The organism is Marinobacter sp. SS21, assembly GCF_028369065.1.
Lineage (GTDB): Bacteria > Pseudomonadota > Gammaproteobacteria > Pseudomonadales > Oleiphilaceae > Marinobacter.
The window spans coordinates 205,871-226,342 of the sequence record NZ_JAQNDA010000005.1; the positions used below are offsets into that span (position 1 = coordinate 205,871).

General features: G+C 59.3%; 18 protein-coding genes and 1 pseudogene. 9 read left to right on the forward strand and 10 right to left on the reverse strand.

Going from position 1 to position 20,472, the window contains the following annotated elements; translation table 11 throughout:
• Nucleotides 1–5: 5 nt before the first annotated feature.
• Nucleotides 6–686 (reverse strand): TetR/AcrR family transcriptional regulator, encoded by a 681-nt coding sequence (locus N6L25_RS08975; protein WP_271979487.1) that lies wholly within the window; start codon nt 684–686, stop codon nt 6–8.
• 348 nt (nt 687–1,034) lie between these two features.
• Between N6L25_RS08975 and N6L25_RS08980 the strand changes: the two genes are divergently transcribed.
• From N6L25_RS08980 to N6L25_RS09000, 5 genes are all read left to right on the forward strand, one after another.
• On the forward strand, nt 1,035–2,624 hold the full coding sequence (locus N6L25_RS08980; RefSeq protein WP_271979488.1) for a DUF1302 domain-containing protein: 1,590 nt from the start codon (nt 1,035–1,037) through the stop codon (nt 2,622–2,624).
• A 25-nt stretch (nt 2,625–2,649) separates the two neighbouring features.
• Complete coding sequence (locus tag N6L25_RS08985) at nt 2,650–4,008, forward strand: DUF1329 domain-containing protein (protein WP_271979489.1); 1,359 nt, start codon at nt 2,650–2,652, stop codon at nt 4,006–4,008.
• A gap of 118 nt (nt 4,009–4,126) precedes the next feature.
• Complete coding sequence (locus tag N6L25_RS08990) at nt 4,127–5,155, forward strand: WD40/YVTN/BNR-like repeat-containing protein (RefSeq protein ID WP_271979490.1); 1,029 nt, start codon at nt 4,127–4,129, stop codon at nt 5,153–5,155.
• A gap of 16 nt (nt 5,156–5,171) precedes the next feature.
• The gene (locus N6L25_RS08995) at nt 5,172–7,577 is read left to right on the forward strand and encodes an efflux RND transporter permease subunit (RefSeq protein WP_271979491.1); all 2,406 of its coding nucleotides are present in this window, start codon (nt 5,172–5,174) and stop codon (nt 7,575–7,577) included.
• Nucleotides 7,578–8,265: 688 nt separating this feature from the next.
• Nucleotides 8,266–8,604 carry a hypothetical protein gene (locus N6L25_RS09000; protein WP_271979492.1) on the forward strand — a complete coding sequence of 113 codons (339 nt, stop codon included), beginning with the start codon at nt 8,266–8,268 and terminating at the stop codon, nt 8,602–8,604.
• Nucleotides 8,605–8,845: 241 nt separating this feature from the next.
• Here N6L25_RS09000 and N6L25_RS09005 read toward each other — a convergent pair whose 3' ends face one another.
• On the reverse strand, nt 8,846–9,340 hold the full coding sequence (locus N6L25_RS09005) for a hypothetical protein (RefSeq protein ID WP_271979493.1): 495 nt from the start codon (nt 9,338–9,340) through the stop codon (nt 8,846–8,848).
• Between the two features lie 28 nt (nt 9,341–9,368).
• Nucleotides 9,369–10,301 (reverse strand): NAD-dependent epimerase/dehydratase family protein, encoded by a 933-nt coding sequence (locus N6L25_RS09010; protein WP_271979494.1) that lies wholly within the window; start codon nt 10,299–10,301, stop codon nt 9,369–9,371.
• Nucleotides 10,302–10,355: 54 nt separating this feature from the next.
• On the opposite strand from N6L25_RS09010, the pseudogene N6L25_RS17705 reads away from it, so the two are divergent.
• A pseudogene (locus N6L25_RS17705) lies at nt 10,356–10,469 on the forward strand (acetoacetate decarboxylase (ADC)); the annotation flags it as partial.
• 203 nt (nt 10,470–10,672) lie between these two features.
• Here the strand turns inward: N6L25_RS17705 and N6L25_RS09015 are convergent.
• The 4 genes from N6L25_RS09015 to N6L25_RS09030 form a co-directional block, all read right to left on the reverse strand.
• Nucleotides 10,673–11,398 (reverse strand): esterase/lipase family protein, encoded by a 726-nt coding sequence (locus tag N6L25_RS09015; RefSeq protein ID WP_271979495.1) that lies wholly within the window; start codon nt 11,396–11,398, stop codon nt 10,673–10,675.
• A gap of 17 nt (nt 11,399–11,415) precedes the next feature.
• Entirely contained in the window at nt 11,416–11,970 is a 555-nt protein-coding gene (locus N6L25_RS09020; RefSeq protein ID WP_271979496.1) for a DUF1439 domain-containing protein, read from the reverse strand.
• 179 nt (nt 11,971–12,149) lie between these two features.
• Nucleotides 12,150–12,341 (reverse strand): CPXCG motif-containing cysteine-rich protein, encoded by a 192-nt coding sequence (locus N6L25_RS09025; RefSeq protein WP_271979497.1) that lies wholly within the window; start codon nt 12,339–12,341, stop codon nt 12,150–12,152.
• Nucleotides 12,342–12,351: 10 nt separating this feature from the next.
• Nucleotides 12,352–13,575 (reverse strand): pyridoxal phosphate-dependent aminotransferase, encoded by a 1,224-nt coding sequence (locus tag N6L25_RS09030; protein ID WP_271979498.1) that lies wholly within the window; start codon nt 13,573–13,575, stop codon nt 12,352–12,354.
• A gap of 169 nt (nt 13,576–13,744) precedes the next feature.
• On the opposite strand from N6L25_RS09030, the gene N6L25_RS09035 reads away from it, so the two are divergent.
• Nucleotides 13,745–14,725 carry a D-2-hydroxyacid dehydrogenase gene (locus N6L25_RS09035; RefSeq protein ID WP_271979499.1) on the forward strand — a complete coding sequence of 327 codons (981 nt, stop codon included), beginning with the start codon at nt 13,745–13,747 and terminating at the stop codon, nt 14,723–14,725.
• A gap of 329 nt (nt 14,726–15,054) precedes the next feature.
• Here the strand turns inward: N6L25_RS09035 and N6L25_RS09040 are convergent, their stop codons facing one another.
• Complete coding sequence (locus N6L25_RS09040; RefSeq protein ID WP_271979500.1) at nt 15,055–16,314, reverse strand: aspartate aminotransferase family protein; 1,260 nt, start codon at nt 16,312–16,314, stop codon at nt 15,055–15,057.
• 202 nt (nt 16,315–16,516) lie between these two features.
• A complete protein-coding gene (locus N6L25_RS09045; RefSeq protein WP_271979501.1) occupies nt 16,517–17,692 on the reverse strand; it encodes an isocitrate/isopropylmalate dehydrogenase family protein in 1,176 nt (391 codons plus the stop codon).
• Between the two features lie 177 nt (nt 17,693–17,869).
• Between N6L25_RS09045 and N6L25_RS09050 the strand changes: the two genes are divergently transcribed.
• The gene (locus N6L25_RS09050) at nt 17,870–18,226 is read left to right on the forward strand and encodes a hypothetical protein (RefSeq protein WP_271979503.1); all 357 of its coding nucleotides are present in this window, start codon (nt 17,870–17,872) and stop codon (nt 18,224–18,226) included.
• Between the two features lie 5 nt (nt 18,227–18,231).
• On the opposite strand, the gene N6L25_RS09055 is transcribed toward N6L25_RS09050, so the two are convergent.
• Nucleotides 18,232–19,128 carry a LysR family transcriptional regulator gene (locus N6L25_RS09055; protein ID WP_271979504.1) on the reverse strand — a complete coding sequence of 299 codons (897 nt, stop codon included), beginning with the start codon at nt 19,126–19,128 and terminating at the stop codon, nt 18,232–18,234.
• 123 nt (nt 19,129–19,251) lie between these two features.
• Here N6L25_RS09055 and N6L25_RS09060 point away from each other — a divergent pair, with 123 nt between their 5' ends.
• Nucleotides 19,252–20,460, forward strand: a complete 1,209-nt coding sequence (locus N6L25_RS09060; RefSeq protein WP_271979505.1) for an acyl-CoA dehydrogenase family protein — start codon at nt 19,252–19,254, stop codon at nt 20,458–20,460.
• Nucleotides 20,461–20,472: the final 12 nt, after the last annotated feature.

Genomic DNA, 20,472 nt, shown 5'->3' on the forward strand with positions numbered 1-20,472 from the left:
TTCTATCAGGATGCCGAGGTCTGTGGGGGCGGCGAGATCAGGGTGATGACCGCATTGATCAGGGCCTCGCCGCGGGATGGCTCGAATCTGTCCGGCTCGATTGGCATCAGCATCATCCATCCGTCGCCCATGGCACTGAGTTGATCTGCGAGTAAATCGGCGGGGATGTCGTTGCGCACGATGCCCTGGTTTTGGCCTTTGGCAAGAATGGAGCTTAGTGCATGGCGAAATCTTGAGTAGCGCGCCTGAACGATGCCGGCAAAGGCCGGTTCGTGTCTTGCGTGGGCAAGCAACTGGGTGAGCGCCAGCCAGAGGTCTGTTTCTTCAACCTGGGTCCAGTCCAGCCACTGCTCAATCAGCCCCCTGATATCGATTCGTCCCTGGTTGGCATCCAGCAGGCTGTCGAACCGGTCGAACAGGCTTTGCGCAACGGCCGAGTCCATATCTTCTTTGTTCGCGAAGTAATAGGTGACGGCACCGGTGGTGCACCCCGCCTGCTTGGCGACCTTCCGCATGGACGCACCGGCGTAACCCACCTGTGCGGTAACCGCTATTGCTGCTGCAAGTAGTTCCGCTCGCTTGGCCTGGCGGTCGCCGGTCGGTCTTCCACGTCGGCCAGAAGGTTTGGCCTTGGTGGGGGCGTCTCGGCCGGATGTTGGGGGGCGTGGTGCATCTGGGGGTGTCATGGGTAAATCGCGTTCCTCTGTTTGGCTGCCATAAAAGCCATTTAGGTCGTTATGGGTTTTGGAACAGGTTAGCAGTCTTGCTAGTTAATGCAAACATCCGTTATTAAAAATGAAGGCGAAGGTCTAAAAATATACATAACGGATGTTGTCTTTAAGTGGTCGCCTTGATAGAGTCGAAAAAACGTTACGCAAATGCACCTATCCACAGGTGTTCTTGAGTAACCCGGTGGGCCACGCATAACGCCCGCCGACCTGAAACCAACGCACGTGACTTAACGATTAGAAAAAGCAAGGACGCGTCTTCGGTTTACGGACAAGCAAAACAATAAATAACGAGAGGTCCCAAGTATGCGAAAGAGTCTTCCACTAAAACGGCTGCCCCTGGCGGTCGCGATGCTGTCGGGCACTATCGGCCTGGCGAGTGTCGGCCAGGTGCAGGCCATGCAGTTTGATTTCGGTAAAGACAGCGAGGTGACCGGTAACCTGGATATCACTCTGGGTTATGCGGCATCAGTGCGTGCAGAAGATGCGAAACCATCTGCGTTGAACCCGGCTAACAGCCTGCTGGGTACCGGCGCGACGCCCAACTATCTGTCTGACGCCCGGGTACCAGAGGCAGGTGACCTGATCTCCAACGTCTTCAAGGCTACGGCGGAACTGGGACTGGATTGGCGCAACTACGGCTTTGCCGGTTCCGGCACCTATCAGTACGACACCGAGATCATGGATGATGAATCCGTTGGTTTCATGGGTAACTCCGCGCCCTGGACCGACGCCGCGGAAGACTATGCCGGCAACTACTTCGACCTTCTGGATGCCTATGTCTATGGCTCTTTCGATGTTGCGGGAAATCCCCTTGACCTGCGGATTGGCAAGCAGGTGATCAACTGGGGGGAGGGGCTTTACTTTATCGATGGCGTCTCCACACAGGTACCCCTGAACTACAACAAGCTGGTCACACCGGGCTCGGATCTCAAAGAAGCCTATATCGGCGTTACCAGTGTTTTCGCACAGATGGGGCTTGGTGACAGCGCATCCATCGCCGCCTACGTGCAAACCGATTGGGAGCGAGCCGAATTCGGGCCCCGTGGGACCTTCTTCAGTGACGACTTCTTCTTCCGGGGCGGTACCGAGGTTGATCCGCTGTTGGGCGTTCCACTTCGGGATCGGGATCACACACCGGATGACAGCGGCCAATGGGGCGTTGCCAGTCGGATGTTCGTGACCGAAGACACCGAATTGGGCGTCTACTACTCCCGTTACCACGAAACCTTGCCCTTTATAAAGCTGACGGTGCCGGGGAGCTCCGACGATCTGGGTTCGGCAACGGGACTGCAGCAAGCCTGGCCCGAAGATCTGGATATGTATGGCCTCAGCCTGGCCACAACCATCGGTACCTGGTCCGTTAACGGTGAAATAGCGTACCGGCCAGACCGCCCATTGTTCACTCAATTGACCACTTTTGATTCCGAAGGTCGCAACATCGAAGAGCATGACACCCTCCACGCCTCGGTTCACGGCATCTGGTTGGGCGGCGCCATGCCGCTGGGCATCGACTCCCAGCTGGTGTTGGTTCAACTCGGCGCCGACTACATTGACGGTGATCTGGACAACCTGAGGGCCCATAACTCAGTTCATGACGAAGTCGTGGCGCCGGATGACCTGGCCTATGGCATCGCGGCGGAATGGAACGGTACCTGGTACGCCGTCTATCCCGGAACCAACCTCACCCTGGGGCTGTTCCTGCAGCGAGACCTGGATGGCAACTCTCATTTCTGGGGCAACTTTGCCGAAGACCGGACGCTTGGCACCGTGTCCCTGACCGCCAATATCGGCAATTCGTGGGAGGCCAAGCTGGGGTACAACTGGATCGAACAGGATAACTCCAACTACGAAACCCAGGACAACGCCAACCTGTCTGTTAACTACAAGTTCTGAGCCAGCGCTTAGGGGGACACGATCAATGTTTAATCGAAAAGTATTGTATACCGCGGTGGCCACGCTGGGCCTTTACAGCGCAAACGTATCTGCGGCAATCAGTGCGGCTGAAGTCAAACGGCTACAGGCGGAGCTGACGCCGGTTGGCGCCGAGCGTGCCGGTAACGCCGATGGCACCATTCCGGCGTGGACGGGCGGACTCACCGACGCCCCGGCCAATTGGAAGCGGGGCGATGATCGCCCGAGCCCGTTTGCGGGCGAAGAGCCGCTATTCACAATTACCGCCGCCAATGTCGATCAGTACGCTGATCGTCTGACTGACGGCGCCATTGCTCTGTTGGAGCGCTATCCCGAATTCAGCATGCCGGTCTATAAGACCCATCGTACCGCCGCGTGGCCGCAACAGGTTTACGACAGCATTGCGGAACACGCCACCACGGCCAAGCTGGTGGACGACGGTAACGGTGTCTCCGGCGTCTGGGGCGCCGTTCCGTTCCCGATTCCTGAGAATGGCAATGAGGTCATCTGGAACCATAATCTGCGATACCAGGGCACTTATCTAGACATTCCATCAGCGCTGGCGAACGTCGTCTACAACAACGGCCAGAAGCTCGAGTGGCTGTTTGATAACAAGGTGCACTATACCTACTACGACCCCAGTATCAGTGAGGAGGCCAGGGAGGAAGGTACCCTGCTGCGATACGCCGCCACCGTGCATGCCCCGGCCCGGGACGCGGGAGAGGGCCAGATTGCTATTGAGTACATCGACGCCAAGGAAAACCCACGCAAGGCCTGGACCTATGACCCGGGTGAGCGTCGCGCCCGTCGCGCACCGAACCTGGCCTTCGATACGCCGGACCGTCCGCTGAACGTGATTGACGACTTCGACATGTTCTCCGGCTCTCCAGAGCGATACGACTGGACGCTGGTGGGCAAGCGGGAAATGTACGTGCCGTACAACAACAACCGTCTGAACTCCATCAATCACTCCATTGCCGATGTCTATGAAGCCCCGGTGATTAACCCGGAGCTGACGCGCTACGAGTTGCACCGTGTCTGGGTGGTGGAGGCGACCGTCAAGCCTGATGCCCGTCATATCTACGCCAAGCGCGTCTTCTACATCGATGAAGATACCTGGACCATCCTGGCGACCGACAAGTATGACGGTAACGACAACCTGTGGCGGGTGGGCTTCAACTTCCCGGTCACCGCACCGGAAGTGCCGGTCACCGCGGGCGGCTTTAACGTCCATTATGACCTGAAGGTGGGTGGGTACTATGCCGTCAACGGCGTGACGGGTCAGGACCGGGCCCAGACCTTCGATGAGGCACCTCCCCAGTCGACCTACTACTCCGCAGCGGCGCTGCGCCGCCGCGGCCGGTAGAAACCGACCGGAATGAGGCTTCGTCACCAGTAGGGGGCGGAGCCTCGATGTGAGGCTGTTCTCCTGGCACTTAGACCGGGACACGGTTAGGAATGCGTCTAACCGCAAAGGTGACTTTATGACCAATAACTACAGCGACAAGGGCTCCAAAGGCCTGCATCGCTCACTGAAAATACTGCTTTCGATCGGACTGGGCGCTGCCGCAAGCGTTCAGACAGCCTGGGCGGAATATCAGGATCCGCTGGATCTGCCGGCGCAGGCAATGGCTTCCGCGCCCCAGTCTTTACTGCTGGATGTCACGAAGGCTGGTGACCGGCTGGTGACGGTGGGCGAGCGTGGCCATATTCTCTATTCGGACGATCAGGGCGGTAACTGGCAGCAGGCTGAGGTGGCCGTTAGTACCCAGCTCAATGCCGTCTTTTTTGTCGATGAAAAAGAAGGTTGGGCAGTAGGGGAAGACGCCGCCATCGTGCATAGCAACGATGCCGGCCGCAGCTGGCAGAAACAGTTCGACGCCCGCGACGCTGAATTCCCGGGTCCGTTGCTGGATCTTTACTTCAGGAATGCCAACGAAGGCTACGCCGTTGGTGTTTTTAATAAGCTCTATCGCACCGATGACGGCGGGACCACCTGGACCGACTGGAGCGATCACGCCGAAAACTTGAATGAGTGGCATTTCTTCGCCATGGCGGCCACGGATGCCGACACGCTATACATCAGTTCCGAAGTCGGCCTGCTGTTCCGTTCCGTGGATGGGGGCGAGAGTTTTGAGCCGCTGCAAACCGATCACAATGGCTCTTTCCACGGTGTTCTCGCGAAACGGGCCGAGGGCGGAAACGACTGGCTGATTCTGTCCGGCGTCGGCGGCAAGCTGTTTACCAGCAAAGATGGCGGAGCAAGCTTGCGGGAGCTGGAAACCCATACCGAAGCTGGGCTGGCCAGCGGCACCTGGCTGGACGATGGCACGGCTCTGGTCGTCGGTACCGATGGCCTGTTACTTCATGTGGCTGCGGACCTGAATTCGGTAACGAAATACCAGCTTGAAAATGGCCTCCCGTTGAGTGCTGTGGCTGAACCATCCCAGGACCACTACGTACTGGTCGGCCTGGGCGGGATCCAAACCCTTGAACAGTTGCCACGCCGGTAAGCGGAGGAGAGAGTGAATGAGTAATCTCAACGAAAACCTTCAGTTTTCAGCGCTTACCCGAGGCGTCTTCCGCTTCCGCTTGCCTGTTTTGCTGCTTAGCCTGTTGGCCACGCTGTATCTGGGGTGGCAGGCGAGCTTTGTTCAGCCCGATACCCGTCTGGAACGTCTGATCCCGGGCGGCCATGAGTTCGTGGCGAATGGCAGGGATTTCCTCGGCACGGAAAGCGTGGGCGACAGCAGCATAGTGCGGGTGGCGGTCGCCCGCGAACAAGGCACCGTGTTCGACTACGATTACCTGGTCAAGCTTCAAAAAATCAGTGATGACCTGTCGTTGCTGCAGGGCGTGGATACCAGCAGTGTCAACTCGCTCTGGTCTCCGGGCATGCTCTGGTTTGCGATCACGCCCCTTGGGTACGACAGCGGCCCGGTGATTGATGTTGCCACCTTCGAGGATTCCACCGAATCGATGGACATCATCCGCACCAACGCCTTCCGGGCCGGTCTGGTGGGAAGCTATGTGTCCAACGACTTCAAGGCCAGCATGATCGACTTCCAGGTGTTGCCGATCAACCCGGCCACCGGGCAGCCGCTGGATTTCAACGCTTTCTCCGAGCGTCTGGAGCGCGTACGACAGAAGTACCAGGGCGACGACATCAGCATTCACGTGATTGGCGATGTAAAGAAAGTGGCCGACCTGGTGAACGGCTTCACCCAGGTGGCCGTGTTCTTCCTGATCGCGTTCCTGATCACCGCGGCGCTGCTGTTTCATTACTCACGCTGTTTCAAATCCACCCTGGTGCCATTGTTCTGTTCGGTGGTGGCGGTGGTCTGGCAGTTGGGCGCGATCAACTTGCTGGGTTACGGGCTGGGCGTATTTTCGGTATTGGTACCGTTCCTGGTGTTCGCCATTGCCGTCAGTCATGGCGTGCAGGTGATCAATGCCATCGCCCATGAAACCGCCAAGGGTGAGACTCACTTCAATGCGGCCCGTATGACCTTCCATCACCTACACAAGGCGGGGTTGGTGGCGCTGGTGAGTGACGGCATCGGCTTTGCGACGCTGTTCATGATCGACATTGGTGCCATCAAGGACCTGGCGATGGCGGCCAGTGTTGGTGTGGCGCTGGTGATTATTACCAATCTGGTGCTGCTGCCGGTGTTGATGTCTTACGTTGGGGTGTCCCGGCGTTGCGTCGAACATGCCCAGCACAAGCTGGAAACCCGGTCCGCCCTCTGGGAAGGCCTTGCTCATTTTGCCCAGCCGAAAATGGCTCGCATCGCTGTCATCAGCGCGGTAGTGCTGGCCGGTTTAGGGGTCTGGTACAGCCAGGGCCTGAAGATTGGTGACCTGGACAAGGGGGCGCCGGAGTTGCGTGCCGACTCCCGGTACAACCAGGACAACAACTTCATCACCAGCCATTTCAGCACCAGTACCGATCTGATGACCGTGTTCGCCGGTATGCCGGAGGGGAAATGTGAAACCTACAAGGCCATCGATCTTATCGATCGCCTGGGGTGGCAGCTGACCAATACCATGGGCGTGCAATCCGTGAGCTCTCCGGCAACACGGGCCAAAATGAACCGCTACCTTGGTAACGAGGGCAATCTGAAGATGATGGCGCTGCCGAGGGACGAACGGGTACTGAGCCGGGCGATCGCCGTTTCCGGGTTCTCCTTCACCGGCGCATCGGCCGGCTGCGATCATCAACAATTGCAGCTTGAGCTGACCGATCACAGCCAGGAAACCCTGCAGCGAGTCGTCGGCGTGGTGCGGGACTTTTCCGCCAAGCACGACGATTTCGACATCTGGTTCCGTCTCGGTACGGGCAATGCTGCGTACGAGGCTGCCACCAACGAGGTCATCGAGCGTGCCCAGCTGGAGATCCTGGCCTATGTCTACGGCATCGTCGGCCTGATGGTGTTGCTGACGTTCCGGTCTATCAAGGCGGTGATCTGCATCCTGTTGCCGCTGGCGCTGACGTCACTACTGTGCCAGGCATTGATGGCGGTGCTGGGAATTGGCGTCAAAGTGGCGACCCTTCCGGTCATTGCGCTGGGCGTGGGGATCGGTGTCGACTACGGCATCTATATCTACACCCGTCTGAATTCCTACCTGGCTCTGGGGCATCCATTGCGCGTGGCCTACCAGGAAACCCTCAAAACCACCGGCAAGGCGGTGTCCTTTACCGGCATGACCCTGGCGATCGGGGTGGCGACCTGGATTGTGTCGCCGATCAAGTTCCAGGCCGACATGGGCATCCTGCTTACCTTTATGTTCCTCTGGAACATGATCGGTGCACTGACCCTGCTGCCTGCACTGACCCACTTCCTGAGCCGGGGCAATGGGCAGAAGGATAAGGTGGGGGAGGCGCCCAAGCCTTCGCAGCGGTCCCGCGAGGAATTGGTGGATGCCGCTACCTAAAGGGTCTCATTGAACGTTTGTTGATGTATCGAGAGATGACGTAGCGTCGTCCTGCCATTCAACGCATTGGAACGCTGTTGGGTCCCGTACAGGTCGGGGAAGTCCTCTTTTTATAACCGGGCAGGCACGGTTCGCGAGTCAACGCGAGACCTTTCTCGCGATTATGAGAGTCCTTAATGCCAAAGGATTGTTGTTGTGCCCTTAAGGGTCATGGATGACCCATTTTTTCAATGCTAATGCAGGTGCTCCTTTTCAATCCTGATAGAGCAGGGCGGGATCACTGCATAATCCAAATCCTCCGAACTCGTAAGACCATCCCCTCCCAACACATTGAAGTGTTGTTGTGCACGTCACGGGTCAGGGACGACTCCTTTTTCTGACCAGGCAGACGTCGCCGCTGCAGGCCTACCTGCGACCTCCGGTTTTCTTTTCGTTTCCAATTTAGGCACCTAATGTCGCCCCCGAGTGTGTCTGCTGCCGGATTGAGGACTCTGGCTCACCGCCGTCGTCAGTGGCGCTAAGGCTGGACTAGTGCCTTGGGGCGGCACGGTCGGGCCAAACATTACAAATCACCAATTAAGCATAACAACTGTTGTGTTAAATGGTGGGCCTTGTTAGGATCATATAAAAGGAAGTGACCCGGAAAACGGTAAGGAGATTAAAACGGCGTAGCCAGAAAATCAGATAGGTGGCGCAGATGTTTAATCAACAGACAACATCGTTCCTGGTAGAAGAAAACCGTCATTTCGCCGGTACTGGGGGCGTGAGCGAAAACAACGCACAGGCCCACTTTGTGCCTGCTTTCCAGGATGCCCAAACCGGGCAAGTGGAAATTTCCCGTTTTCGCGACGGTCGACCTGCACCTTTTCACCTTATCGACGGCTTGCCGGAGGATTGGGTCACCGAGAGAGACCTGGCCGGGCGAGTGGTTAAGATCAAGAGTTCCATTATTTCCGGGTTTGTACGACTCGGGCGTTTCTTCACCAGACAGGAAGCTTCCGATTTCATGGAACAGTTTGCGTCTTGAAGCACTATGAATCTTGATGAAGCGATGACGCTTTTTTGGCCGGGCTACCCCCCGGCTTTTTTTCTTCTGAATGTCTGGGGACCGCCCCGTTAATCAGTGCGCCTTGATGTATGCAGATCGATTTGGCGGTTTCACCCCGAGGTGAGGGTGAAGCCGCCAAAGTAGATTGCACCCAACGTCGGTTCCAAATACGCCGTTGGGCGATCAAGTTAGTGCCTTCCTACAAACCTGTCTGCTTCCCTTAGGAGATCTGCAGCTGCCCCGAATCCGGCAGCCGCGTCACCAGATCAGCGCCAACCAGCTTCGATGGCGTGTAGGCACCGCCAGCGGGGGTGTTGGTCATCAGGTGTTCGATGACCGCCAGCGAGCCGGTAACGGTCAGGCTGTAGCCGTTGGCGGTGCGGATGCGGGCGGTCTTGCGTTGTCCGCGGGCATTGGTGGCCTCGCCCCAAACAAAGGTTGGCATTTGCGCCCGTTGTGCCTCATCGGGCCCTTTCACCGTTTTTGCGATGCGTGCCTTGATCAGCTTTTGCGCCAGGGAGATGCCCAGCAGTGGCCGGATGTAGTTGGCGCGCTTGGCGCTGGTAATCATCCTGGGTGAGCCTGGGATGAACACTTCGATGTTGGGAATGCCGGTGGTGTGGTAAGCGGTGGACACATCGCCCCAGGGAATGGACATAGCGTCCTTCTCGCCGTCGCCGAAGTCGATGCGGCGCACCTTGTACGCCAGTGGCACGGTGGTGATCTTGCTGTCCCGTTTCGCTTTATGTCTTTGGGGTTTCGTCCCAGATCGCCGCAAGGCCTTCTGGAATAGTCGTGACACGAAACTCCGGGAAGCGGGTTTTGAATTTGTCGGAGACAAAGAGGTTGTCTGCCTTATAGCGGGGTAGTAGCTCGGCTGCGTCCCTAAGCCTCTGGTTAACCAGGCCGGCAAGCGTCAGCTGCCAATGTTTGAGGATCTGGTAGTTGCCCTCGACACCGAAGGTGTTTGCCGCCAGTTCGATGAATTGCCGGTAGGTGAGTCGGTTGTCGTCGCAGGGCAGGTGCCAGGTCTGGCCAAAGGCATCGGGGGTGTTGCCCAGCAAGGCCATGGCCCGACTGGCATCGGGGGTGAAGATCAGGGTTCGCAGGGTGTCGTCACGCAGGAACACCTTTGCCGTTTTACCGTGCCGCAACTTATTGATTACGGTGACGTTGGTGATGCTCTGGGTCTTGCCTGGCCCATAGAACTCCGGGGCCCGGCAGATCATGGCCTGAACGCGACCGCTGCTCATGGCGTCGAGCAGTTCCCGGGCAATGGCGGCCCGGACTTTGCCCTTCTTGCCATGCGGTTTAAAGGCGATTTCTTCGGTCTGAGGGGCATCGGTCTGCGGGTACATGTAGGTGTTGTCGAAAAACACCAGCTTGGCGTTGTGGCTGGCGCAGGCATCGATGACGTTGCGCATCATAGTCGGCCACTGGTCGACCCATAGCTGCGTGTCCATGGGCAATCCGGCCGTGAGGTAGACAATCTCCGATCCTTCGACGGCCCGCAGGGTCTGCTCGGCATCGAGGAGGTCGGCGCTCAGTAGCTGGTCGGTGTCGTTGATCTTTTGCGTGCGGCGACTCACTAAGCGAAGGTCGGTGGTGAAGTCGCGTGCAAGATTGGTAGCGAGTTCGCGGCCAATTTGTCCAGTGGCTCCCAGAATCGTCTGCATTCACGTAACTCCTTGGTCTCTATAGAAATGCCTGGCTCCTTTCTGGCCATGGTCACCAGCAAACCGGGGCCATCGAATCTGGGGCCGGTCTCCCTGTTGGGGCAGTCAATGTTAGAAGATTTCTTGGGTTACGTTCTCAAGCTGCCTATGGATAGCGAGCTTGCGAGGCGTCTTTGGCGACAACTTCTTTCCAGCCATTGTGGTCAGGGGTGACCTTAAGGAGCCTTTGATTAACTCTACCATTAGGCTTAATTGGCGGCCAAGCCTGTGAACAGCGGAGGTTTTTGCTGAACAAGCCACAACGAGCCGACGCCTGGTCATGATCGTCCGCCTGCGCTAGGCTGCGAAGCGTCTTTCGGCTGATCCATTGACTAGCCGTCGTGCTCGAATGCACCGTGCTCCAGAAAATAGAGTGTCTGGGTGATGACCTCTTGGTCCGTCATCAGGAACGGGTGGCTCACCGGTACGATCAGAAAGTCAGCCATGCCGTCGAGCCTGGCGTTCTCCAGCGAGACCTTGCCGTCGTCTTCTCCCGGAATCAGTAACGACAGGATAGGGTTGATCGAATCCTCGCCGGCAATGACCCCGACCTCCAGGTCGGTTGCCCCGAGGGATCGGGGCAGGGCGTGCTCGTCTGTCCCCAGTTGCTGGCCGGCGGGACCATTGATCCATTCAAACGGTGCCAGCTCGCCCAGCTTGTCCACCACCTCGCTGCCTTTGCTGGGCGGTCCCAGCATCACCACGCGGCCAAATTTCAGCGTGGGTTCAACGGTGCGGAGATGCCGCACGATGATGCCGCCCATGGAGTGGGTCACGAAGTCCAGAGTGCGCTGCTCGCTATCGGCGCAAGCACGGATCGTCGGCAGGATATGGACACTGGCCAAAGTCTGGATAGGATGGTCGGTCGATGGGTAGTCAATGTTGCAGGTGAGGTAGCCCGCCGCTTTCAGGGCGTCTTCCATATCGAGCATCGAATCGGCCGACCGAGCGAGGCCGTGCAGCAGCACTACCGTTCTGGGCTGGGCCTCCGAGGCCGACCCGGCCAGTGGCGGTAGCCCGAGGACGGCGGCGAGTGCAAGGGCCGTGAATCTGCGCATGGCTTGGCTTGAACCCGCTACTGATCCGCCATCACGAACTCCAGCCGCCCTGGCGCGACCCGGATGTCCATGGGCACCATGCCAAACAGCTTCTGGCTTGGGTCGGATTCATCCAGCCGGTACACCGGCACGGTTTCCAGCAGTTGCGCCACACTGCGCATCACGGTGTCGGTCAATGGTTGGAGATCCTGGTTGAACAGGGTGGATTCCACCCGGCTGTCCAGCAGTTGCAGGCGACGGATGTAGATCGCTTTCTCCTGGCTGTCGTACACCGGGGCGCCTTCCACCTTGAGCACGATGTCCACCGGTATACGGGTCATCAGGGCATTCACCGCCACCTGGCCGGTCAGGTCGATCACCGCCACGTCGCGACCGTCCGGTCCCAGGGTGATGTCGGCATCACCCAATGTGACGCTCAGCGGCGAGCCGGCGCGAAGTTGTTGTCGGTCAAAGTCCGCGATGGACTTCTGCAGGTGATTCTCCAGAGTCTGCTCGCTGATGGAATAAGGCGAAAAGCTGGCGCAGCCGCCGAAACTCAGTGTCAGCAGCAGGATCAAGGCCAGGCGTGTCATGGTGAGATCTCCATAATCGGGTCGATTGGGGGCGAGAATGCCCTCACAGTGTAGTGAGATTGTACCGGGATTCCCGTTTACCCGAGCCATTAATGATCGGTAAGGCGTTGGTGCGGCGTGTGTCGGCTCAGCAAGCGTTGATCCGGAATTAATCAGAGGCTCCCTTGTGTTAAGGGTCCCTAGTTGTTTTCCTGATCGGCGGATACGCTCAGGTCGCCGTTCTCATCGTGGGAAACGGAAATCAGGATGGGCTGGCAGCACACCTGGCAGTCTTCCACATAGGTTTGCACCGGTACTGACGGGTCGATACTGATGTCGAGCATTTCCCAGCAGTAGGGGCATTGAATTTCGGCTGTCTCCATTGCGGACATGGCGAGCTCCTTAGAGCGACTGTTTGGCCATCCACGGGATGATCCGGTCGAAGGCTTCGTCCAGGTTCTCGAGCGACGTGGAGAAGCTGAAGCGCAAGGCATTGGCGGTATCTTCGCCGAAGGCATCACCCGGCACCACACAGACACCGGTTTCCTGAAGCATGCGCAGGGCCAGATCGGAGCCATCGACATGGGGCGGCAGATTGGGAAAGGAGAAGAACGCTCCCCCAGGTTTGTAGCCAGTCAGGTGGGGTGTTTGGTTGATCAGCGTCATGATTCGGTCCCGCCGTTCCCGATAGATACTGACCATGTCGGTGACACACTGTTGGTCCCCGGTCAGTGCGGCCACGCCGGCAAACTGGGCGGGCGTGTTGGCGACGGAGGTGGTGAACATGTGGAAGCGGCGCAGCGACTTGATGGCAGCCTGGCTGGCGATGACCCAGCCCACCCGCAGCCCCGCCATGCTGTAGGTCTTGGAGAAGCTGCTGATGCACATCACGTTGTCCAGATCGAGGGCGCAGCTGAGTACGCTGGCGTATTCGTCATCATCAAAGATCAGGTGGTCGTAGACCTCATCGCTGTAGACCTGGATACCCCGGTAGGCGCATTCCTCCACGATGGTCTCGATGGTGCTGCGGGGGTACACCGCGCCGGTGGGGTTGTTGGGGGAATTGAGGATAATGGCGAAGGTGCGTTCCCCAATGGCCTTTAAGACGTCATCCGGGTCGAGCTGGTGATGGTTCTCAGGGTGAGTGGGAATGAACTTGACCTCGCCGCCGTTCATCCGGATCAACGGCGCGTACAGCAAAAATGACGGATCGGTGATGATGAACTGCCGCCCGGGTGCCGCCGTGGCGGACAGCGCCAGGTACATGGCCTCGGTGGCACCGCTGGTGATCAGGATGTTATCGCGGGTGAGTTTGCGGTTATAGCGTCTGCCGTAATAATCGCGCAGGGCGACCAGCAGCTCCGGCAATCCCGCGTCCATGGTGTAACCGGTTTGGCCGGCATTGAGGGCATCAATGTAGGCATCCACGATGTGCTGGGGCGTTGGCAGGTCGGGCTGGCCAATCGACAGGTGGATGACGTCCTTCATGGTGGCGGCCATGTTGACCATGCGCCGTATCCCCGGCACAGGAATGGCCTGCATGGACGGGTGCCAGCGGGCCTTGGTCTTGCGGTACTTGACCTTGCGAGGTTGGGGGTTGTCCGTGTCTGCTGCACTTTCCGGCATCTCGACCTCCCAGATGACACAATTCCGGTGACCACGTTTGCAGGTTAGTAATTATACACTCGAGGTACAAGAGACTTTCGTCACCGTTTTGGTGAGGGCGCAGGCTCATTTGACCCGCCCTGGCCTAGCCACCAGACTAGGAACAACAGTCACCACCCGGAGAACGTCCATGAGTGCCGCTCATCGCCCCGTCGTCACAGTCCTGACCGCGCCAGGAGAGCCGGCGCTTCCGGGCGTGGCCGCCCTGCGGGCAAGGGCAGAGGTACGCTTTGCCTGCGATGAGGCGACATTACGGGAGGCTCTGCCGGGAACCGAGGTGATGATGGTGACCGACTTTCGCACCGAAGCCCTGGCGGCGGCCTGGCCAGCGGCCGACCGGCTGCAGTGGGTGCATGCCACCAGTGCGGGGGTCGATGCCTTGATGTTCCCGGCTTTGGTTGAGGGGGCCGTGACGGTAACCAACGCCCGAGGCATTTTCGACCGCACCATCGCTGAATACGTGCTGTGTACCATCCTGATGTTCGCCAAGGATTTTCCGCGGTCGATCCGCTGCCAGCTGGAGCACCGCTGGCAGCACCGGGATACCGAGCGGGCCGAAGGCCGGCGGGTGCTGGTGGTGGGCGCCGGTTCCATTGGCCGTCAGATCGCCCGCCTGGCCAGGGCCATCGGTTTGCACGTTCATGGCATTGCCCGCAGCGCCCATGACGACGATCCGGATTTCGTGGCGGTCCACAGCCAGGCGGATCTGTTGGCGCAGTTGGCGCTGGCGGACTATGTGGTGATCGCGGCGCCGCTGACGCCGCAGACGGCGGGGTTGTTCGATGCCAGGGCGTTTGCCGCCATGCGTACCGGGGCTCGGCTCATCAACATTGGTCGCGGGCCGATCGTGAAAACCGACGACCTGATTTCAGCCCTGAAGGCTGGCGAGATTGCCGGCGCCGCGCTGGATGTGTTCGAAGAGGAGCCGTTGCCGGCGGGCCACCCGCTCTGGGACATGGATAACGTGATCATGACCGCCCATATGGCGGGGGACTTTATTGGCTGGCGCAGGGCGTTGACCGATCAGTTCCTGGAGAATTTTGATCGTTGGCATCGTGGCGAGGCGTTGTTCAATCAGGTGAATAAGGCTTTGGGCTATGCCGGGGCTTAGGGAGCCTCTGATTGACTCCGTGCCGGCGGCCCGTAGGAGGGCTTTCTCCATGGGGTCTTGATTGTTTTAGCCGGCGGATTCCGTGCCTGCGGCCATTGGCAGGTCTTTCTCCGCTGCCCTCCAAGGTACGTCCATGTACCTGTCGGGCACCGCAGCATCCATGCTGCTGCTCCGAAAGACCCGCCAATGGCCGTTACCAGCGTCGCAAGAGTCCGAAGAATGGTTAGATTGCCTCCTGCTATAGCCTGACGTTTGTGGGGTGGGGCGATCGTCCCGCCTCTGGTCACCGGCACCACCGGACAGGCTAGGATTGCTGTATCGATCAAGTATCAGACCGTAGCCTTCAACGCCTCCTCGAAGACCCCCAAGGCCTCGTCGATCTGTTGCTGGTTGACGATCAGCGGCGGCAACCAGCGCACGATTTCCTGGTAAGGGCCACAGCGCAACATCAGCAGTCCTCGCTGCTCGCATTCCTTGAGGATATTGCCGGCCCGCTCGCCGTCTGGCACGCCATCGCGGCGCATCTCCACCCCCTGCATCAAACCCAGGCCGCGGACATGATCCATCTCCGGGTAATCCTGCTGCAGGCTGTCCAGCCCGGCCCGCAGGTGCTTGCCCATTTTCTCGGCATTGGCCACCAGACCCTCCTCCCGGATCACATCGATGGTGGCCATGGCGGCGGCGGCGGCCACGGCGTTGCCTCCGTAAGTGCCGCCCTGGGAACCGGGCCAGCCCCGGGCCATGGTTTCCTCGGAGGCGGCAAGGGCGGAGATCGGGAAGCCGCTGGCCAGACCCTTGGCGATCATCAGCACATCCGGCGTCACCCCGAAATGATCGTGGCCCCAGAACCTGCCGCTGCGACCGAACCCGGCCTGCACTTCGTCGAACACCAGCAGCATGCCGTGTTTGTCCGCGCGCTCCCGCAGTCCTTGCATGAAACGGGTATTGGCCGGCACATAGCCGCCTTCACCCTGAACCGGCTCCACCAGCATGGCCGCGGTTTCTTTGGGCGCTGAGTAGGTGACAAAGATGCGGTCGAGTTCGCGCAGGCAAAACTCGGTGGTGTCGTCCTCATTCCAGCCGTAATGGTGGGGGTGGGGGAAGGGCGCGACCACCACGCCGCCCATCATCGGACTGACGCCGGCCCGCAAACCCACACTGGACGTCGTCAGCGACAATGACCCCATGGTGCGACCGTGAAAACCACCGTGAAATACGATGATATTGGGGCGGCCGGTGACCTGCCGCACCAGGCGAATGGCGGCTTCGGCCACTTCGGTGCCGGCATTGGAAAAGAAAAAGCTGTTGAGCGGGTCCGGGGTTAGCTCCCCCAGCTTGTCAGCCAGTTCCGGCAGTCGTGGGTTCATCACCGTGGTGGCCTGGGCATGAATCATGGTGGCCACCTGCTTCTGCGCCGCCTCCACCACCCTGGGGTGGCAATGGCCGGTGCTGGTGACGCCGATGCCCGAGGTGAAATCCAGGTAGCGACGCCCCTGTGGATCGAGTATGTAGGCGCCTTCACCCCTGGCGGCAATGATACCGGTGGCCTGTTTGAGCAACGGAGACAGTTTGCCTTTGTGGTCGGTCACGATGCACCTCCCTAAATGGATTGCGTTCTTACCGGGCTAAGCACTTTCCAGCTTAAGTACTGTTCAGCTTAAGTACTGTTCAGCTTAAGCACTGTTCAGATTAAATGCTTCGCAGCTTAAGTACTTTCCAGCCTAGCCGCTGAGCGGGGGATGTAAAATGCAGCCGAAAAAATGACCGGCATCTGACTTGGTGTGGCGGCGGTCAAGGGGGGGCGACCAGTCGTTGACAGATGGCGCTACCGACCTCTTGGGTATCCCGTTGGAGGCCGCCTTTTTCGGCCAGGTCCGCGGCTACAGCTTCGAACAGTTCGCGTCCTGCCAGGGCCAGGGCGGGGTCCTTCCGGCCCAGCCACTTCAGCATTCGCGCGGTGGTGAGCAGCATCGCCGTGGGATCGGCAATGCCCTGGCCCGCAATGTCCGGGGCGCTGCCGTGGGTGGGTTCGAACATGGAGGGAAGGTCTGGGTTATCGGGATTCAGATTACAGGACGGGGCGACGCCCATTCCGCCGGACAGCACCGCCGCCAGATCGGTCAGAATGTCGCCCTGTAGATTGCTGGCCACCACCACGTCAAAGGCCCAGGGACACTGGACAAATTTCATGCAGGCGGCATCCACCAGCTCATGGTGAACCGCTACATCGGGGAAGTCGCGGGCGACATCGGCAAACACTTCGGTGTACAGGTCGCCCCAGTAGCGCAGCGCATTGCGTTTGGTGATCAGGCACACCTGGCTTTCGCAGGTGCGGCCATCGAAGGTGCGGCCATCGAAGGTGCGAAAGCTGCGTGGGACGCCTTCCTGACCGCGGAACTGTGCCCTGAGTCGGGCCTGTTCAAAGCCGTAGCGGATAATGCGCTCGGTGCCGCGATGGGTGAACACCTCCACCTGGGTGGCGACCTCGTCGCGGCGGCCCTGGCGCAGTCGTCCACCCTGGGCCACATACTCACCCTCGCTGTTCTCGCGGATCACCAGCATGTCGATGTCGCGGGCGCGGTCATCCGCCAGGTACTGGTGCGCCCCGGGAAGTAGCCGTGCCGGCCGTTCACACACCCATTGGTCAAAACCTTTGCGGATCTCCAGCAGCGGCGCCAGCGATACACTGTCTGGCAGCAGGTAGCGCTCGGGATCGTCCGCCGGGCCCGGGTCGCCCAGGGCTCCGAGCAGGATGGCGTCGAACGCTGTGAGCTGCGTCAGGGCGTCGGCCGGCATGCATTCACCATGCTCTTCATGCCAGGCGTGTGACGGCCAGGGGAAGCGCACCCATTCCAGGGCCAACTGGTGTTTTTCCCGCAATGCCTGCAGGCAGCGAACCGCTTCGGTCACCACCTCTGGGCCGATGCCGTCGCCGGGTGTGATCGCGATTCGGGTTCTCTGGCTCATGACACCGCTCCTTGTTACCGGTTTGAGATCAAAGCTTGCCGGATCTTGATCGAAGCCGTTCTGGATTCAGTGTAGCCAGCCTGGGGCAGGGCGCCAGCCGCTGTCATTTACCTATGGTCCCGCGCTGGTTATGATGAGATGAATTCAGGTATTTGAAACTATTGGAGAAATGGCAAAGTGATATACAGAATCGTAACGCTGGTGGGCGGCATTGTGTTTGTCGCGGTGTTATTTGCGCTGCTGTGGTTCTTTTGTCGTAAGTTTCTCGAACGTCATGGCGTCGACGATCAGGTGACCGATCGGGCCACCATACTTGCCACCTGGACCTTTGCGGGCATCAGCGTGGGATTGATCTTTGCCGGGGTTGGCGCCTTCGTGTTGGGGCCCTGGGCCTTTTATCGCACGCTCCGGGGCCATAATGTAGACATTTCCGATGCGGCCGCCGTCTGGTGGGGGCTGGCCATTGTGGCCGCCGCAATGACCATTACCGGCCTGGGCTTTGTCGCCTTCCTCTATCTGGTGGGGGCGGTCTGAGCCAGTTAGCTGGTCACCGCGTGCAACTGCTCACGCATCCACAGCAGTGCCGGCTCTTTCTCGTAGGCCCGGTGCCAGTATAGGTGGACATCCACCGCCGGCAGTTCTGTCGGCGGAGTCAGGATGTTGACCCGGGCGTTCTCGGCGATGATGTTGGCGTAGGTCTCCGGCATGGTGACCAGCAGGTTGCTTTGCTCCACCACCCGGCAGGCGGCGAAGTAGTGCTGGCAGCGCAGGCGAATCTTGCGTTGCACCCCCAGGCGAGACAGTTCGAAATCCTCAATGCCGGGCCCCTCCGCGCGCGACGACACCAGGATGTGGTGGGCCTGAAGGTAACGTTCCATGGTGATTTCGCCATCCAGTACCGGATGCTCCTTGCGTGCAATCACCACCAGCCGATCCCGGTGAAGCAGTTCATGGGCGGTCTGGTCGGATACCGGCAGCAGCACATCCACCGCAAAATCCAGTTTTCCCGCCGCCAATTGGGTTTCCATCTCCCGTCGTGCCACCCGTTGGCTGGATATCTCCAGCTCCGGGAACGTTTCCAGCCGGGCCATCAGGCTCGGCAGAAAGGTGGACTCCAGAATGTCTCGCAGTGCCAGGGCGTAGGTCTTGCGTTGGCTGGCCGGATCGAAACTGTGGAACTGGTTGACTGCGCTCTGGATCTGGGTAAGGCCAGGGCGCATGGAATCCAGGAACCGGCGCGCCAGTGGTGTCGGTACCATTTGATTGCCCTGGCGGACAAACAGCGGATCGTCGAACTGCTCCCGCAGCCGGGCCAGGGAATGGCTGATGGCCGGCTGGGTCAGGTGCAGCGCCTTGGCCGCCCGGGTCAGGCTGCCTTCCCGATAAATGGTATCGAACACATGCAGAAGATTGAGGTCCAATCGATTCAGGGCCATGGTGTCGGCTCCGTTATTGCATAAGTAACGCTAATATTAAACGATAAGAAAGATTCAGTCGCTTAATACATTAGGCGTATCTAGACTGAGTGCTATGTGCTGACAGAGTGAGAGGAGTGCTTCATGGATTTCACCCTATCCGATAAGGGCCAGGATTATCTCGAGCGCGTGAAGGCGTTCATGCGTGATGAAATCTTTCCCATTGAAGAGGAATACCACCGGGAGCTGGCCGCCCAGGAGAATCGCTGGGTGGTGCTGCCGATCATTCGGGAACTGAAAGCAAAAGCCAAGGCCCAGGGCCTGTGGAACCTGTTCTTTCCGGATGAGACTCACGGCTGTGGCCTGTTGAATTCCGATTACGCGCTGATTGCCGAGGAAACCGGCAAGAGCTGGATCGCCCCAGAGATCTTCAACTGCAATGCGCCGGATACCGGCAATATGGAAGTGCTGATCCACTATGGCTCGGCGGCTCAAAAGGCGGAATGGTTACCGCGATTGCAAAGCGGCGAGATTCGCTCTGCCTTCTGCATGACCGAGCCCGGTGTGGCGTCTTCCGATGCCACCAACATGGCGGCCACGGCCAAGATTGAAGGCGATGAGGTGGTGCTTAACGGACGCAAGTGGTGGAGCACCGGTATCGGCCATCCCGATTGCAAGGTGGCAATCTTCATGGGGCTGACAGACCCGGAAGCCCACAAACACCGCCGGCACTCCATGGTGCTGGTGCCGCTGGATACTCCGGGCATCAGGATTGAGCGAATGCTACCGGTGTTTGGCGCCTACGATGAGCCCTATGGCCACGGCGAAGTGGTGTTCGACAATGTCCGCCTGCCCACGAGCGCCTTTATCGCAGGGCCGGGCCGGGGGTTCGAAATTGCCCAGGGTCGCTTGGGACCGGGCCGGGTTCATCACTGCATGCGGGCCATCGGAGCTGCCGAGCGGGCATTGGAGCTGTTGATCAAACGGGCCGTCTCGCGGGAAGCCTTTGGTCGGCCAATTGCCAAACTGGGCGGTAACCCGGACATCATTGCCAATGCGCGCATGAACATCGAGCAAGCTCGGTTGCTGACCCTGAAGTGCGCCTGGCTGCTGGATACCCAGGGCATCCAAGGAGCCTTGGCGGAAGTGGCCATGATCAAGGCCGTGGTGCCCAAAATGCTGCAAGCCATTGTTGACGATGCGATCCAGATCCATGGTGGTGCCGGTGTCAGCGACGAGGATTTCCCGCTGACTCAGCTATTCAGCTATGCCCGGGTTCTGCGCCTGGCCGATGGTCCTGACGAAGTACATCGGGCGACCGTGGCCCGACTGGAACTCAAAAAATACGCGTAATTGGCGAGGAGT

What these genes read in the sequence shown, in the direction of transcription:
- N6L25_RS08975 (WP_271979487.1), bottom strand. Translation starts at nt 686, where the DNA reads ATGACACCCCCAGATGCACCACGCCCCCCAACATCCGGCCGAGACGCC.
- N6L25_RS08980 (WP_271979488.1), top strand. Translation starts at nt 1,035, where the DNA reads ATGCGAAAGAGTCTTCCACTAAAACGGCTGCCCCTGGCGGTCGCGATG.
- N6L25_RS08985 (WP_271979489.1), top strand. Translation starts at nt 2,650, where the DNA reads ATGTTTAATCGAAAAGTATTGTATACCGCGGTGGCCACGCTGGGCCTT.
- N6L25_RS08990 (WP_271979490.1), top strand. Translation starts at nt 4,127, where the DNA reads ATGACCAATAACTACAGCGACAAGGGCTCCAAAGGCCTGCATCGCTCA.
- N6L25_RS08995 (WP_271979491.1), top strand. Translation starts at nt 5,172, where the DNA reads ATGAGTAATCTCAACGAAAACCTTCAGTTTTCAGCGCTTACCCGAGGC.
- N6L25_RS09010 (WP_271979494.1), bottom strand. Translation starts at nt 10,301, where the DNA reads ATGCAGACGATTCTGGGAGCCACTGGACAAATTGGCCGCGAACTCGCT.
- N6L25_RS09015 (WP_271979495.1), bottom strand. Translation starts at nt 11,398, where the DNA reads ATGCGCAGATTCACGGCCCTTGCACTCGCCGCCGTCCTCGGGCTACCG.
- N6L25_RS09020 (WP_271979496.1), bottom strand. Translation starts at nt 11,970, where the DNA reads ATGACACGCCTGGCCTTGATCCTGCTGCTGACACTGAGTTTCGGCGGC.
- N6L25_RS09025 (WP_271979497.1), bottom strand. Translation starts at nt 12,341, where the DNA reads ATGTCCGCAATGGAGACAGCCGAAATTCAATGCCCCTACTGCTGGGAA.
- N6L25_RS09030 (WP_271979498.1), bottom strand. Translation starts at nt 13,575, where the DNA reads ATGCCGGAAAGTGCAGCAGACACGGACAACCCCCAACCTCGCAAGGTC.
- N6L25_RS09035 (WP_271979499.1), top strand. Translation starts at nt 13,745, where the DNA reads ATGAGTGCCGCTCATCGCCCCGTCGTCACAGTCCTGACCGCGCCAGGA.
- N6L25_RS09045 (WP_271979501.1), bottom strand. Translation starts at nt 17,692, where the DNA reads ATGAGCCAGAGAACCCGAATCGCGATCACACCCGGCGACGGCATCGGC.
- N6L25_RS09055 (WP_271979504.1), bottom strand. Translation starts at nt 19,128, where the DNA reads ATGGCCCTGAATCGATTGGACCTCAATCTTCTGCATGTGTTCGATACC.
- N6L25_RS09060 (WP_271979505.1), top strand. Translation starts at nt 19,252, where the DNA reads ATGGATTTCACCCTATCCGATAAGGGCCAGGATTATCTCGAGCGCGTG.